This is a genomic window from Phycisphaerales bacterium, from assembly GCA_035627955.1.
Taxonomy (GTDB): Bacteria; Planctomycetota; Phycisphaerae; order Phycisphaerales; family UBA1924; genus JAEYTB01.
The window spans coordinates 71,493-86,550 of sequence record DASPKU010000021.1 but is presented as its reverse complement, the minus strand read 5'-3'; the positions used below and the strand labels follow the sequence as shown (position 1 = coordinate 86,550).

The following is a 15,058-nucleotide window of genomic DNA, read 5'->3' as shown; positions in this document are numbered from 1 at the left end:
CGCAGCGGGTCGGAAGGCGTTACACCCCCACCGCCTTGCGGCTCTCGTTCAAGAGCCGCCGCAGGACGGTCTGCAGCACGCCGCCGTTGCGGTAGTACTCGACCTCCACCGGCGTGTCGATGCGGCAGCGGGTGGTGAACTCGACCTTCTTGCCGTCCTGCCTGGTCGCGATCACCCTGACGTCGCAGCGCGGCTCGAGCGGGTCGGGCAGCACGATGTCAAACGTCTCGGTGCCGTCCAGGCCCAGGGTGGCGGCCGTCTGGCCCTCCATGAAGTTCAACGGGAGCACGCCCATGCCCACCAGGTTGCTGCGGTGGATGCGCTCGAAGCTCTCGCTGATCACCGCGCGGCAGCCCAGCAGCAGCGTGCCCTTCGCGGCCCAGTCGCGGCTGCTGCCCATGCCGTAGTCCTTGCCCGCCAGGACCACCAGTGGCGTGCCCTCGGCCTTGTAGTGCGTGGAGGCGTTGTAGATGAAGTCGATGGTGCCATTGCCGGCCTTGGAGAGGTCCTTGGTCCAGCCGCCCTCCTTGACCTTGCCGGTCGCGGGGTCCACCGCGAGCTTGTTCTTGACGCGGACGTTGGCGAAGGTGCCGCGGGTCATGACGCGGTCGTTGCCGCGGCGCGAGCCGTAGCTGTTGAACATGCTCTTGGGCACGCCCAGGCCCTTGAGGTACTCGCCCGCGGGGCTCTTCTCGGCGATATCGCCGGCGGGGGAGATGTGGTCGGTGGTCACCGAGTCGGCGACGTACACCAGGCACTTGGCGCCGCGGATGGGCTTGATGGGCGCGGGCTGCTCGCCCATGCCCACGAAGTACGGCGGGTTCTGGATGTACGTGCTCTTGTCGTTCCAGCTGTAGAGGTCCGACTGCGATACTGGCACCGCGTTCCACGTCGGGTTGCCGGTGAACACGTTGGCGTACTGCGTTTTGAACTGCTCGGGCGTCACGGCCTGCGCCTTGACCGCCTGCACCTCGGCGTGCGTGGGCCAGATGTGCTTGAGGAACACCGGCTTGCCGTCCGGCGTGGTCGCGAGGGGCTCGGTCGCGAGGTCGATCATCACCGTGCCGGCGATGGCGTAGGCGACGACGAGCGGAGGGCTGGCGAGGTAGTTGGCCTTCACGCTCTGGTGCACTCGCCCCTCGAAGTTGCGGTTGCCGCTGAGCACGCTGGCGGCGACGAGGTCGCCCTCCTTGATCGCGGCCTCGATCTCGTCGGGCAGCGGGCCGGAGTTTCCGATGCACGTTGTGCAGCCGTAGCCGACCGTGTTGAATCCCAGCGCGTCGAGGTCCTCGGTCAGGCCCGCCTTGTTGTAGTACTCGGTCACGACCTTGGAGCCCGGGGCCAGGCTGGTCTTGACCCAGCTGCGGCTCTTGAGGCCCAGGGCACGGGCCTTGCGGGCCACCAGACCCGCGGCGATCATCACGTCGGGGTTGCTGGTGTTGGTGCAGCTTGTGATGGCCGCGATCACGACGGCGCCGTGCGTGAGCTTCTTCGAGTTGCCGCTGCGGCAGGTGACCGTGCCCGAGGCGTTGAAGATCTTCTCGGCGGGCAGGCCAAAGGCGGTGTTGCCCAGCGGGGCGCCCAGGCTCTTGAGGAACTCGCCCTTAACGTCCTTGAGCAGCACGCGGTCCTGCGGGCGCTTGGGGCCCGCGAGCGACGGCTGCACGGTGGAGAGGTCCAGCTCGATGAGGTCGGTGAACTCGGGCTCGGCGATGCCGGGCTGCCACCACATGCCGTTGGCCTTGCAGTACTTCTCGACGAGCTCCACCGTCGCGTCGTCGCGCCCGGTGAAGCGGAGGAAGTCGAGCGTGACCTGATCGATGGGGAAGAAGCCGATGGTCGCGCCGTACTCGGGCGCCATGTTGGCGATGGTCGCGCGGTCGGGCACGGAGAGGGCCGCGAGGCCCTCGCCGCAGAACTCGACGAACTTATCGACCACGCCCCGCTTGCGGAGGATTTGCGTCACCGTGAGCACGAGGTCGGTCGCGGTGGACCCCTCGGGCAGCTTGCCCTTGAGGCGGAAGCCGATCACGTCGGGCGTCAGCATGTAGATCGGCTGGCCGAGCATCACGGCCTCGGCCTCGATGCCGCCCACGCCCCAGCCCACCACGCCCAAGCCGTTGACCATCGTTGTGTGGCTGTCGGTGCCCACGCACGAGTCGGGGTAGGCGACCATCTCGCCGTCGATCTGCCTGGACCACACGGCCTTGGCGAGGTACTCGAGGTTCACCTGGTGAACGATGCCGGTCGCCGGCGGCACCACGCGGAAGTTGCTCAGGCTCTGCTGCCCCCACTTGAGGAACTCGTACCGCTCGCCGTTGCGCTCGAACTCCTTCTCGGCGTTGATGGTGAGGGCCTGCTTGGTGCCGAACGCGTCCACCTGCACGCTGTGGTCGATCACGAGGTCGCAGGGCACGAGCGGGTTGATGGCGGAGGGGTCGCCGCCGAGGTTCTTCATCGCGTCTCGCATGGCCGCGAGGTCAACGACGCACGGCACGCCGGTGAAGTCCTGGAGCACCACGCGACCGGGCATGAAGGGCAGCTCCTCCTTGACGGGCGCCTTGGCGTTCCAGTTGGCGAGGCCCGAGACGTCGTCGGCCGTGACCACGAACCCGTCCAGGTTCCGCAGCATCGCCTCCAGCAGCACCTTGATCGAGAAGGGCAGCTTGTCCACGTGCCCCACGTTCTGCTTCTTGAGGGCGTTGAGGTCGTAGTACGTGAACGTCCCGGCCTTGGTGGTCAGGGTGGCGCGGCTATTGAACGGGTCAGGGCGAGGCATGCTGGTGCTCCGTGTATGGCGGGACGGGAGGTCCCGATGGAGCAACTATCGCCCTCCGGAGTGCATGAATCCAATCAATCGGACTCGCTGGATTGATAACCGTTAGTTTTGGAAGGCATCACCGCGGAGTTTGCGGAGAGGAGCGGAGTTTCGCGGAGTTCAAGTCAGGTGCTCGATCCAACTCCGCGCACCTCCGCTCCCTCCGCGTCCCTCCGTGGTGGTCTCGGCGCTCACGCCACCCGCACGCCCGCGTAGCACTCGCTCTTGACCTGATCGAAGCTGAGCACCGCGTAGCCGGTCTTGCCTTCGTAGTCGGTGCCCGCCACGCCCCAGGGGTTGCGCACCTGGTAGTAGGACTTGCCCGCGTCCATGTACGCCCCGACCACGGTGTACGCGTGCCCGCCAACCAGCAGCGTGGAGGTCGTCTCGGTCGCGATCGTTACCGTTTGCCCGGCGCCCAGGCTGCTCGACACCATCGAGTAGAACGCCGATTCGGTGGTGTACACGCTGAAGCTGGTCGCCTTGAACCCAAGGGCCCGGAACGACTCCTCCATCCATCCCGAGCTCGTCGAGGCGTACGTGTTCGCGCCGGTGCGGGCGTAGGCCCACGCCTTCTCCAGCACCGCGCCCCACACCGCCCCACTCGCGCCCGGGTGGGCGTACATGTACCCGCTCCATGGCCCCTTAGGCATCTCGCTGTTCACGCGGATGAACTGCGGCACGCCGTTCTTGTACATCTGCACGACGTACGTGCCGTCGCCCATGTCCACCGCCGTCTCCATCAGCCCCGCCGGGTTCTCCAGCGCCAGCCCTGCGAGCGGCGCCAGGAAGTAGCAGTCGCCCACCGCGCCCTGGTTGATGTCGTCGGGCGTCGGCGCCGCACCCCAGAGCGACGCCGACACCTTGAACACCGCATCGGAATCCGCCGGGTTCGCCAGCGACGCCCCCACGGCCTTGCTCACCCCGCCCGCGAAGCTCGAGACCCAGTGGACGTTGCCGCTGCCGGCGAAAGTGTCCGTGGAGTCCAGCCACACGCTGACGTTGTTGCCGCTGCTGCTGACCTTGGTGGCCGCGCCGCTCAGGGCTGTGATGGTGGTGCGAACGGTGACTGACGAGGCCACGGAGATGGTGTCCGTGCCGCCGCGGTCATAGATGAAGAGGCTCTTGGGCATGGTCAGCGTGGTGGTCACGCCGCCGATGGTGACCGCCAGGGCCCCGCCACTCTGGGCCACGCTGATGGTGTCCGACGCTGGACTGGTGATGACCAGTTCAGTGCCGTACCGCCATGCGATCGTCGCCGTGCTCACGGGGGCCGCGTTCTTCGCGACCACCTTCGGCGAGTCCGCTGACACCTTCGTCTGGTACACCGCCCGCACGCGGTAGGTGAACGTGGAGCCGGCGCTGATGGACTCGCTGAAACTCTTGGCCGCGCCCGCGGCCACGTTCTTCACGAGCGCGAAGTTCACGCCGTCCTTCGAGCGGTACACCTGGTAACTGACGGTCTTTGGGTTGGTGTCGCTCCACGTGACGGTGGCCGTGCTGCCCGAGACCGACGCGCTGGCAACCGGGGTCGAGAGGGCTGCCTTCACCGTCATCGCCTTGGACGCAATCGATGAAGCGGGCCCCTTCACGAACACGCGGTAGAAGTACCCCGCGCCGGGCGACACGGTCGTATCCGTGTACCCCACGGCCGCCTTGCTCACCGCGAAGCTGGTCCACGTCACGCCGTCGCTGGACCGCTGCACCATCACCGCCGTCGCGGTGGCATCAACCCCCGACCACTTGAGCACCACGCTCGAGGCCGTGCCCGTGATCGACGTGACCACCGGCATCAGCAAGCCCACGCTCGGGCGCGCCCCGTGCATCCCCCCCTGCAACGCCAGGATCCCCAACCCCCAGCTCCGCGCCGGCGCGACCTCCACCGGCCGGGCGAGGCGCGGCTGGTCGGCCAGATCACCAAGACCCAGGGCATCCCCCGACATCAGGGCCCTTCCCTCGAGCTGCTCGAAGGGGTGACCCGAGGTGCCGTTCAGCAGACGTTCCACGCTCATCAGGGCCTTGTCCAGCACGCGAAGTTCCTCCCGCATGGGGAACGTGCGATTCCGTGCCGGTGCAGGCCGCTGATCAGGGCCCATGAACCTGTGGGGCGGGCCCTTCAATCAGTACAGTCCTTCTTCTCCAACCACCCCCTGTTCTGGGACTTAGGTTGGCCTGGCCCGATGCCTCGGCTCGAGGACTTCGGACAGCCCCCTTGCCGCCCGCCCCTGACCGGCCAATACTTTGGGCCCTGCCCAGACCGGGCCGGGTTCTCTTTTGAGGTGTGGTATGCCCAACGTTTGCGCCCTGACTGGTAAGAAGACCTCCCGCGGCATGAAGCGCGCCTGGCGCGGCCAGGCCGTGTCCAAGGGCGGCTTCGGCCTCAAGCCCACGGGCATCACCCGCCGCACGTTCAAGCCGAACCTGCAGACCCTGACCGCGCTGATCGACGGCGTCCCCCAGCGCGTGAAGGTCTCCACCAAGGCCATCCGCACGGGCCTGGTGGTGAAGCCCCTCAAGCGCAAGTACGGCTACACCCGCCAGCAGAAGGCCGCGGCCGGGCACTGAGCCCGAAGCACAGCTGAACTGACGAAGGGCGGTCCAAGAGGCCGCCCTTTTTCATTGCTCTCCCGGACCTTGCATATCCACGCGGTTCATCGATCAAACGAAGCCCGATTCTGATCGATAGAGCGGCTCTCTATCGATCACCCGCCTGCGCCCTCCTTGGGCACGATCGCGATCTTGCCGTCGCGCTCGAGGACCGCGTACTTCACCTGGTCCATCCGCTGGAGGCCGTGCGTCTGACGGGCGGCCTCGAGGATGTCCTCCTCGTCCACGCGTTCCTTGTCGCCCCGCTCCTTGAGGAAGCGCCCGTTGTCCACGAGGATCACCGGCACGCCGTCGAGGACGCGCTCGGCCTTCTGGCTTTTCTGCTTGAGCAGCGACATACCCAGGTTGAGCACCACGAACGTGAGGATCAGCAGGAAGGCGTGGGTCATCGAGTGGTCGTCGTCCACCATTGCCTGCTGGGTCGTTTCGCTGATCACCAGCAGCAGCAGCAGGTCGAAGGGGGTCGCTTCCCCGAGCGTCCGCTTGCCCGACAGGCGGAAAACCAGCATCAGGAACACGTATATCGCGACCACACGGATGACGGCGTCCATCGCGGCCTCCTAGGGAAGGGCGAACTGCTCGAAACGGAGGCGGCGCGGCACGTCGCCGGCACCCTCGACGCTCACGCTGCCATCGATGGTGCCCAGCTTCTCGACCTTCGCTCGCACGCTGACCTCGACCGGGCCACGCTCCCGGGCGGGCTTGAAGACGAGGACGAGCTGCCCATCGCCCGAGCGCTGCTCGTCGGGTTCGGGCACCACGGTGTCGAGCTCAAAGTGCTCGAAGTAGCCGTCGCCGAAGGTTACGGTGACCTCCTCGCCCTGAACCTCATCGATCCGCAGCTTCAGCTGCGTCTGCGCCTGGTACCGCACGATCCGCTGGTACTCCATCCGCAGGCCCGCCGGGTCGCTCTCGACCACCCTCTTGCTCAGGGGGCCGTTGCCGAACAACCCGAGGAGGGCCGCGACGAGGATCAGCGCCATCACCGCCCAGGCGGTGCGCTGGATCACCCACTCCCGCCGCTCCTGGGAGAAGTGCTCCTCCCCCGCATGTTCGATGTCGGCGGCCATCGGTCCACCTCCGCCCAAGCTGGTGGCCGGCCCCTAACAGGCGGGATAAACCCGCATGCAAAGCCGAAAACCCGGGTGGCCCGCCCGTTTGCCGCCCGTAAACTTCATCTGCCATGAAGAAGTGCGATCATTGCGACAACGAGGCGACGGTCCACGAGATGACCGTCCGCAACGGCGTCAAGATCGAGAAGCACCTCTGCGAAGGCTGCGCCGCCCAGCAGGGCATTGCGGTGCAGCCCGCCACCCCCATTAACGAGCTCATCAAGCACTACGTCCTCTCCCACGGCCTCACGCAGATCCCCGCGACCTCCGCCGCTCAGGGGCGCGCCCACGTCTGCCCCACCTGCAAGACCACCTTCAATGAGTTCCGCCAGCATGGGCTGCTGGGCTGCCCCGACTGCTACCGCGTGTTCGAGGCCCAGCTCGGTCCGCTGCTGGAGCGGGCCCACGACGGGGGCATCAAGCACGCGGGCAAGCTGCCCAAGCGGATGCTGGGCGGGGCCGCGGGGCCGGCGCCTGCCGCTCCGAAGCCCGCGCCGCGACCGGTTGTTGACCTCGACGACCGCGCCGCACGCCTGCGGAAGATCCGCCGGCAGCTGGAGCTCGCCGTGGCCGCGGAGAAGTACGAAGAGGCGGCCAAGCTGCGCGATGAGCTCAAGAAGATGAGCGATGCGGGCCCCAACCAGCCACCCAAGCCCGCCTGAGAAACACACGCGACCATGACCTCCGGCCCCTTCGATCCCAAGAAGCCGCTGCCCGCCTTTGAAGCGACCACCGAATGGCTGCGCGGCGAGGGCGACTGCTTCGACGTCGTCCTCTCTTCCCGCGTGCGCCTGGCCCGCAACATCGCCGGCGCCCCCTTCGCCGCCAAGGCCAGCCGCAAGGACCGCCTCGCCACCCTCGAAGCCTGCCGCAACCAGATCCTGCGGGCGAACATTGCCGAGCGGATGATCTGGGTCGACCTGCACGAGGCCCCGGTGCTGGACCGCTCAATGCTCGTCGAGCGGCACCTGATCAGCAAGCAGCACAGCAAGGGCAAGGCCGGCACCGGCACGCCCGGCGAGGACCCGCGGGCGGTGGCGATCTCCATCCCCGAAGAGCGCCTCTCGATCATGGTGAACGAAGAGGACCACCTGCGCATCCAGGGGATCCGCAGCGGGCTGGCCCTCTCGGCCGCGTGGCGCGACGTCGATCAGGTGGACGACAAGCTGGAGGCGGGGCTCGATTACGCCTTCTCGCCGCGCTTCGGCTATCTCACGGCCTGCCCGACCAACGTGGGCACGGGCCTGCGGATGAGCGTGATGCTGCACCTGCCCGGGCTGCGGCTGACCGGCGACATTGACAAGGTGAAGCGTGCCGCCGACGGCATGAACCTCGCCGTGCGAGGCTTCTACGGCGAGGGCTCCGACGCCGTGGGCGATCTGTACCAGCTCTCGAATCAGACGACGCTGGGGCGCACCGAGGCGACCATACTGCACGACCTGGAGAGCCAGATCATCCCGCGGGTGGTGGAGTACGAGCGCGAGTCCCGTCGCGACCTGGTCAGCAAGCGCCGCACGGTGCTGGAGGACCAGGTGTGGCGGGCGTGGGGCCTGCTCACCAGCGCCCGCCTGCTGACCACGGAGGAGGCGATGCAGGCCCTGAGCCTTGCACGCCTCGGCTCATTGCTGGGCATCCTGCCGCAGGCGGAGCAGAAGCTAATCAACCAGTTGATGCTGCTCGTGCAGCCCGCGCACCTGCAGCGGGTCGTGGGCAAGGAGCTCGACCAGGAGCAGCGGCGGCTGGCAAGAGCGATGCTGGTCCGTGGGCGGCTTGACCCGCGCACGGTCTGAGTTTCAGCCAACTTTGAGTCCAGACCCTCGCTTGCGCGTCGGGCTCGTCACCGCGTCGCCGACATCGCCGCCTCAGCCAGGTCGTGCTGGATCCGCACGCGCTCGAACTCCTGGATCTTCCGCCACGCCGGGTCGGTGTCGATCAGCAGGGCCCGGTTCACCCGCTGCAGGCCCGCCTCCTCGCTGCGGAGCAGCAGCTTCGCGGCCCCGATCGAGCCGCGGAGGCACTCAAGGTTGTTGGGGTTGCGCTCCAGGGCGAGGTTGAAGTAGCGGTGGGCCTCGTCGGCGAAGCCGCGCTCGTGGTAGAGCACGCCCAGGTTTTGATAGGGCCGCTCGTCGACAGGCAGCAGGTCGGCGGCGCGCTTGAACGCGTCGATCGCGTTGAGGTAGTCAAGGTCGTTGCCGCGGGCCTGGAGGGCGAGCCCCAGGTTGTTGTACACGCTGCCCAGGTCCGGCCGGAGCGTGAGGGCCTCGCGGAAAAGGTCAATCGCGCGGTCGTAGTTGCGGCGGTTGAACTCCTCCTGCCCGCGCGCGGCGATCGCCATCGCGGCACGCAGGTCGGCCTCGCTCGGAGCCGTCACCACAGGGGCGCGGTTCGAGGCGCACCCGGCTGAAAGGCCAAGCACCGACAGACCGACCCCGCACGCGAGCAGGATGCTCTTGCTCATCTTCATGCCTCTAGGCCCCTTCCCACTTCTCCCACCGGGAGAAGATCACCCGCACCCGCCACTTGTTGGCTTCGGGCGTGATGCTGACGCTGCTGATCTCCAGCCCCGGCACCGCCGCCACCGCCCGCTGCATCCACGACAGCAGCGCGCCCATCGACGGGTCGCTGATGGTGTACTCAAAGTTCCGCTTGCGCGAGCCCAGCGACTGCTGCACGTTCTCCGGCGTCTCACGCGGCAGCCGCACGGCCTCGGTCAGCCCCGCCTCCATGCCCGCTTGCTCGATCCGCGTCCGCAGGAAGCTCACGCTGGCGTTGGCCTGGGGGGCCGAGGCGGCCGCGGCCTTGAGCGCCCGCAGCCTCGCGGCGTACGCGACCGTCTCCTGCGCCTGCTCGCGGGCATCCCTCAGCTCGCCAGCCGCCTCGCGCTGCGCGAGGAAGCCCATGGTCAGATAGATGATCGCGCCCACCAGCAGCACCGACGCCAGCAACAGCAGCCCCTTGGGCTGGTTGCGGCGGGCGGTGCGGGCCGCGGCCGCGGCCTGCTCGATGCGGGCGTCCTCGATGGGAGCCAGGTGCGCGGGCATGGACCGGCTCATCGCGGAGCCTCCTGCGGCTTGAGCCTGGGGTCCCACCGCGCGGTGTACTCGCCGCGCACACGCACGGCCTCGCCCTCGGTGCGGCTCTGCGGGTTGAATGTCCAGTCGACGAGGTTGGACCCCGACACGCGTTTGAAGGCCTCGAAGAGCGCCTCGGCCTCGCTGGTGGTGTTCGTCAGCACTCGAATGCGCGCCCCCCGCGAGTCGATCTCGATGCCCTGCCCCTGCGTGTCCAGCGCGAGGCCGCTGTTGCCGATCACCAGCGACAGCGTCTCCAGCTCCTGGAGCACCGGCAGCGGGTTGTCGTTGCGGCGGGGCCCGGATGCCGCCTTCTCGAGCCTTGTCACTTCGTTGCGAAGCTGGTTGTACAGGGAGCCCTCAGGCCCGACGCCCGTCTTCGCGCCGGGCATGACCTCCGCGATGGCCTCGCCCTGCTGATCGCGCCACGTGAGGGCCGCCTCGCGGGCCTCCGCCGCGTTCTGCTGGAGCTGCCATCCGAAGAGCCCCAAGGCCACCGCGCCCACGGCCACCGCCGCGGACCACCACATGAACAGCCGCCGGTGCGACCGCCCCGGGCGGCTGCTGAGCTCCACCAGCGCCAGCTGCGGGTCGTCGTCGGCCGCCTTGGGCGTGTTCTCGATGATGCTCGCGGCCCGTGCCAGCGTGTCGCCGATCGGGTCCGGCCGCACCACCACGTCCACCGTCGCGCCGTTCCACGCCTGGCCCAGCGCCCGCCCGAAGGGACCCGCCTGCGCCTGATCCGGCGTGATGCACACGATCCGCGTCGGCACCTGCCCCACCTGCGCCGCCCACGAGAGCCACTCGACCGTGAGACGCGACACGTCCTCGGCCCCGTACGCGATGGTCATCGGGGCCGCCGCGTCGGAATCCGACTCGGTGATCGCATTGGTCTCTACCGCGGCACGCCGCAGCCGCATGGAGCCGGCCACGAGCAACCGCCCCGCCTGGGACCACGTCCACAGAAGCCGCGCATTCTCCGGGTCCACCATCACCACGCCCGAGACGGGCGCGTCCGTCGGCGCCTCGTGATCGCCGGTCGCGGGCGTCCCGGCCCGAGGCGAACCAGGGTCCCAGGTGTGCGCCATCACGTGCCACAGCGTGGCCGCGGCCTCGACGCTGATGTTCACGCGGTCCAGCGCGTCCATCAGCAGCCGGCCCGGAACATCGCTGATCGCGAGCACCGGCATCCGCCGTGTCTCGGCCTTGGTGGCGCCGTTCACGTGGTCCAGCGGCTGGATCGAGGAGGCGTAGGGATCACCCGCGTAAAACTCAATCGGCGACGAACCGGCCCGCGCGGGCGCATCGTCTGCAGCGAGAGACCCACCGCGGGCGATGGCCGCGACCATTGCCGGGCTGCCCGACGGGGCCGAGAGCCACGAGCACACGCCGCCCTCGACATCCAGGCACAGCAGCGCGAGCGAGTTGGTGGAGCGCAGGTTCGCGAGGCGCGAGCGGACCCACTGGGCCGCGTGGTCCGCGTCGACAACGCCCTGGCCGGTGGGCCATGCCTCATCGGAGGCGTGCCCGACAAGCCGCAGCGAGCGGATCGAGGAGCCGAGGGAGGTTCTGGAGAGATAGCAGACGCGGACGGTCACTGCGCTTACTTCTCCTTCCCTTCCTGCATCTTGCGGTACCGCTCCATCTCCGGCGTCGTTCCCTTCTTCTCCTCCCAGGTCTTGGAGGCGATCTCGTTGAGCTCATCCTCGCTCGCGAACTTGGTCGTGGCCCGCAGCTCTTCACGCACCATCATGAACTCGCGCTCTTCGCCCTGGGGCACGTAGTCGGGGATGTTGCCCTTCACCCGCAGCGCCTCGTCCACGGGCTGCGGCGTGGGCTGGTAAGCCTGGAGCGTGCCGGGCATCGGAGCCCTCGCCGTGTTCACGCCCGGCGTCGCGGGTCGCGGCGCCCCCGCGCGGGTCACCACATCGCTTGAGCGACTCGCGAGGGTGATCACCTTCGACGCCGCGCCGCCCACCCGCACCTCGGTGTCGGTGATCTGCTCCACTTTGCCGCCGGCGAGGTCGTCGTTGACGCTCACAAAGCGCTGCCTGCCGTTGTCGGAGATCAGGGCCACCTTGTTGGCGCCCACCCCCACCGCGCCCAGGTACTTCATCTCGTTCACCGGCGCGGGCGGCGGCGGTTGGGCTGCGCCGGGCGCATTGTTCGTAGCGACCACGACCGGCTTGGGATGGTTCGACACGGCACCGAGCCGATCACCCACAGCCGCAAAGTCGATGTTGTTGTTGATGGGCGCGGGCGTGTTCTTGCCGTTGCCCAGGTCCACCGTGGGGAGCACCAGCGGCCCGGCCCGCTCGGGGTCGCTGGCGAAGCGCGAGGACATGGCGACCGCCGCGCCAGCCGCGACGACGAGCAGCGCGAGGGCGCCCTGGGCCGCCCTGGTGAGGGTGGTTGCCTTCTGCTTGCTGAGTGCGCTCATGCTCATGGCCATGGTTCCTGCGGGGCCGCTCCCGTTCAGCCCCCAAACGATACTACGGTTGCTCGCTCAGGTTCTCCCAAGAGATCATGGATGAAGACCGCTGCAGGTCGGCCGAGCGGTTCCGCCCCGCTGCCGCGGCGCCGGTCGACACCAGCGCCAGCCCTCCATATCGGATCGTCCCCCGGGGCGGGGGCCACACGCCCTCGGGCGACTTTGCCTGGGCGATGACCTGCCACAGCACGGGCTCGGTCGCCAGCAGCGCCGTCAGCTTGGGGATGTTCGCCCCGGGCGTGTCCGCATCACGGAAGATCGCCTCGAGCTTGGCCCGGTCGATCACCTCCGCCGCGCGGGCGGTCATGATCTCGCGCACCAGGGCGTTGGTCTGGATCTGATCGAGCACCGAGGAGATCACCGCCCGCAGAACCGGCTCGGGCGCCACGTTGATGCTGATCGCCACCGGCCCCTCCCGTCGGATGTACTCCGCCGTGCGCCGGTTCTCCGCCCGCCGTAGCTGCTGGAGGATGTCGATGGCCATGTCCAGGCTGTCGCCGGTCAGGCCCGCAAACTCCGCGAGCACCGCGCCCTGGGCGTCTAGGAAGTAGACCTCCACCGTCTGCCCGCGCTCCACGACAAGATCAAACGCGTGCCCGTCGTCTGAGAGCGCGGGGCCGAGCGGGTTGTTCCCGTTGCTACGGATCCACGCCTCCACCGCCTCCTGGATGCCGCGGGAGATGTGGTGGAAGGTGTACGACTCGATCTCGCGCTGCACGGTGCGCGTCTGGTTCGCCTGGCGGTCCAGCATGAACGCGATGACCACGCCGCTCACCGCCAGAAGCATGAGCACGATGGCCATGGCGAACCCGCGGCGCGTATCCGATCTAGTCAGACGGGCGCTCACGGCTTGGCCCCCTCGGGGTTCGGTGAAGCCTGGATCGGCGCGGGGCGCGTGGAGCGACTCGGCGATGGGCTCCCGCCCTTGCTCGCCGGGCGGCCGAGCGTGCGCCCCCCGCCAGCACGCGTGGTCGGCCGGTCGCTGCGGTTGATTGCCGTGCCGCCGGTGGCGCTCTCATCAGTGCCCTGCGCCGTCTGGGAGCCAGCCTCACCAGTAGTATCGGGCCGCTTGGCCACCTCCGGCCCGCTCGCCCAGTCGAGCTCGAACATCCAGTTGGACTGCAGCCCCGACGCGGTCTCCACCTGCATTTCGATGTACGCCGGCAGATCGCTCGTCCACGTGCTGATCAGATCCGCCCGCTTGCTGCGGCGGAAGAACGCCGTCCACCGCGCGTACTTCAGGTCACCCGCCACCAGGAAGGGCCGTCCCAGCCCCGAGAACATCGCCTCCTGACGCGTGAGCTCCAGCCCCTCGGAGTTGGGCGGCGGCAGCGGCACCCACCACAGCTCCCACAGCCCCGTCGCCTCGTAGCCGCCCGTACGCGGATCCGGCGCGGGGGCCTGCGGCACACCCGGGGCCCGCCAGTTGCGCGGCGGCTGGGGGTGAAGCTCGAACACGCCGCGCACCGCCCGCACGGGCAGGGCGGCGTCCTCGGCCTCGGCATCCGCGGCCGCTTCCTGGGCCTCCTCGTTGCCCATGCCCACATTCTCGATGTTGCGCCCGCCCTCGGTCTCCTCCTCGGGCGTCGAACTGCGGTTGCGGCGGTAGCTGCGGGGGGGCAGCGGCATCTCGAGCGGGTCGATCGTCGCCTGCGGCACTGGCGAGCGATGCAGCACCACCTCCAGCCGCTGCGGCGCGATGTCCACCGCTTCCAGATCCTTCGAGGGCTGGTAGCGCAGCGCCAGCGGCGCGTTGGTGTCCAGCCCCAGGATCATCCGTGGCAGCGGCGGCACCCGCGGCTCGCGCGGCGTTTCCGCCGAGGCGTTCTCGCCCGCCTTGGTGTCGCCGCCCGCAACGGTCGACGGTGTGCGGCCAGGCGTCTTGCCCGAAGTGCCATTCGCGGTGTTGTTGCCCGCTGTGTTCGTGCGGCGGTTCGTCGGCAGGCGCCCGTTGAACTGGCCCGTCTCTTCCGCGTCGCTCGCCTCGGGGTTGTACAGGCTCTGCGGCTCGTCGGACATCAGCAGCGAGCTGAACGTCCGCTCCATCACTGTGCGGATCCGGCCCAGCGCCGCCCGCTCCTCCGCCCGCGACTCCATCATGCGGTCGGTGCGCTGCATGGAGTACATGATCGCGACGCACGCGAGCACGACCACGCTGCCGATGCCCGCCGCCAGCATCGTCTCCAGGAGTGTGAACGCGCGGCGCTTCACTTGCCGCCCCCGGTCAGAGGCTTGCTGCCCCGCGGCTGCGGGTTGCCCCCTTTCGTCGGCGTGTTCGTCGGCGTCGTGGTCGGCTGGGCGCGGGGCGTTGGGTTCGAACGCGGCGTCGTGCCCGACGCGTTGTTCCGCCCGCGGTTGGTCGCGTTCCGCCCGATGCGGTTGAACCGCTCCAGGAACTCGGACTGCTTGTGCTGGTCGGTGGCGAGCAGGATGTTGGTGTCAGGGTTCCGCAGAGCGATCGGGTCCATCAGGCGCGTGAGCGCCACCGCCGGCACCGCCGTGTCGTACTGCAGCGACCCGCCCGACTCCTCGCTCAGCCACACCTTCACGGCCAGCGCCTGCATGCGGTCAACACTGATCGGCGCCGCGCTTGCCCGCTCGTCGGCGATGTCCTGGCGGCTGGGCACCAGCCGCACGGGGACCTCGGTGAGCTCCCACCGGTAGCGGTACTTCCCGTACTCCACCGGCAGCCCCGCCTGCGGCATGGTGCGGGCGTCGTCCAGGTACTGGAGGATCAGCCGGTTCGCCACCTCCATCGCGTTGAGGCGGTGCTGCTGGCGGTCCTGCGTCCCCATGATGGTGCCGAAGGTGGCGTACACGGTGGCCGCGACGATCCCCAGCAGCGCCACCGCGCACACCGTCTCGATGAACGTGAGGCCCCGCCGCAGCGAGCGGCGAGTCCTGCGGGGGTTGTGGCGTGCGGGTTCCACCCTGGGTGCCTCTGACTCTCTGGTGTGCG

At 68.8% G+C, this 15,058-nt stretch carries 14 protein-coding genes; 3 read left to right on the top strand and 11 right to left on the bottom strand.

The features are described 5' to 3' along the window. Nucleotides 1–19 precede the first annotated feature (19 nt). A complete protein-coding gene (gene acnA, locus VD997_16760; protein HYE63645.1) occupies nucleotides 20–2,779 on the bottom strand; it encodes an aconitate hydratase AcnA in 2,760 nt (919 codons plus the stop codon). Nucleotides 2,780–3,009: 230 nt separating this feature from the next. Continuing rightward, on the bottom strand, nucleotides 3,010–4,866 hold the full coding sequence (locus tag VD997_16755; protein HYE63644.1) for a C2 family cysteine protease: 1,857 nt from the start codon (nucleotides 4,864–4,866) through the stop codon (nucleotides 3,010–3,012). A gap of 238 nt (nucleotides 4,867–5,104) precedes the next feature. Here VD997_16755 and rpmB point away from each other — a divergent pair, with 238 nt between their 5' ends. Next, nucleotides 5,105–5,383, top strand: coding sequence for a 50S ribosomal protein L28 (rpmB, locus tag VD997_16750; protein ID HYE63643.1), 279 nt, complete (start codon nucleotides 5,105–5,107; stop codon nucleotides 5,381–5,383). A gap of 137 nt (nucleotides 5,384–5,520) precedes the next feature. Here rpmB and VD997_16745 read toward each other — a convergent pair whose 3' ends face one another. Together VD997_16745 and VD997_16740 are read right to left on the bottom strand one after the other, a co-directional pair. After that, nucleotides 5,521–5,976 (bottom strand): YetF domain-containing protein, encoded by a 456-nt coding sequence (locus VD997_16745; protein ID HYE63642.1) that lies wholly within the window; start codon nucleotides 5,974–5,976, stop codon nucleotides 5,521–5,523. A gap of 9 nt (nucleotides 5,977–5,985) precedes the next feature. Then, entirely contained in the window at nucleotides 5,986–6,495 is a 510-nt protein-coding gene (locus VD997_16740) for a hypothetical protein (GenBank protein HYE63641.1), read from the bottom strand. 113 nt (nucleotides 6,496–6,608) lie between these two features. On the opposite strand from VD997_16740, the gene VD997_16735 reads away from it, so the two are divergent. Then, entirely contained in the window at nucleotides 6,609–7,199 is a 591-nt protein-coding gene (locus tag VD997_16735) for a UvrB/UvrC motif-containing protein (protein ID HYE63640.1), read from the top strand. A gap of 15 nt (nucleotides 7,200–7,214) precedes the next feature. Further along, nucleotides 7,215–8,327, top strand: coding sequence for a protein arginine kinase (locus VD997_16730; GenBank protein ID HYE63639.1), 1,113 nt, complete (start codon nucleotides 7,215–7,217; stop codon nucleotides 8,325–8,327). A gap of 47 nt (nucleotides 8,328–8,374) precedes the next feature. Here VD997_16730 and VD997_16725 read toward each other — a convergent pair whose 3' ends face one another. Genes VD997_16725 through VD997_16695 form a run of 7 tightly spaced genes read right to left on the bottom strand, consistent with a single transcriptional unit; the run spans nucleotide 8,375 to nucleotide 15,029 of the window. Continuing rightward, the gene (locus VD997_16725) at nucleotides 8,375–9,001 is read right to left on the bottom strand and encodes a hypothetical protein (protein ID HYE63638.1); all 627 of its coding nucleotides are present in this window, start codon (nucleotides 8,999–9,001) and stop codon (nucleotides 8,375–8,377) included. A gap of 4 nt (nucleotides 9,002–9,005) precedes the next feature. Next, nucleotides 9,006–9,590, bottom strand: a complete 585-nt coding sequence (locus VD997_16720) for a hypothetical protein (GenBank protein ID HYE63637.1) — start codon at nucleotides 9,588–9,590, stop codon at nucleotides 9,006–9,008. Continuing rightward, nucleotides 9,587–11,206 (bottom strand): hypothetical protein, encoded by a 1,620-nt coding sequence (locus VD997_16715; protein ID HYE63636.1) that lies wholly within the window; start codon nucleotides 11,204–11,206, stop codon nucleotides 9,587–9,589. Before VD997_16715 ends, VD997_16720 begins: the two co-directional genes overlap by 4 nt. Before the next feature lie 5 nt (nucleotides 11,207–11,211). Continuing rightward, entirely contained in the window at nucleotides 11,212–12,054 is an 843-nt protein-coding gene (locus VD997_16710; protein HYE63635.1) for a hypothetical protein, read from the bottom strand. A 46-nt stretch (nucleotides 12,055–12,100) separates the two neighbouring features. After that, the gene (locus VD997_16705; protein HYE63634.1) at nucleotides 12,101–12,946 is read right to left on the bottom strand and encodes a hypothetical protein; all 846 of its coding nucleotides are present in this window, start codon (nucleotides 12,944–12,946) and stop codon (nucleotides 12,101–12,103) included. Next, complete coding sequence (locus VD997_16700; protein ID HYE63633.1) at nucleotides 12,943–14,310, bottom strand: hypothetical protein; 1,368 nt, start codon at nucleotides 14,308–14,310, stop codon at nucleotides 12,943–12,945. Before VD997_16700 ends, VD997_16705 begins: the two co-directional genes overlap by 4 nt. After that, nucleotides 14,307–15,029, bottom strand: coding sequence for a type II secretion system protein (locus VD997_16695; GenBank protein ID HYE63632.1), 723 nt, complete (start codon nucleotides 15,027–15,029; stop codon nucleotides 14,307–14,309). The genes VD997_16700 and VD997_16695 overlap by 4 nt, the downstream gene beginning before the upstream one ends. Between the last annotated feature and the right edge of the window lie 29 nt (nucleotides 15,030–15,058).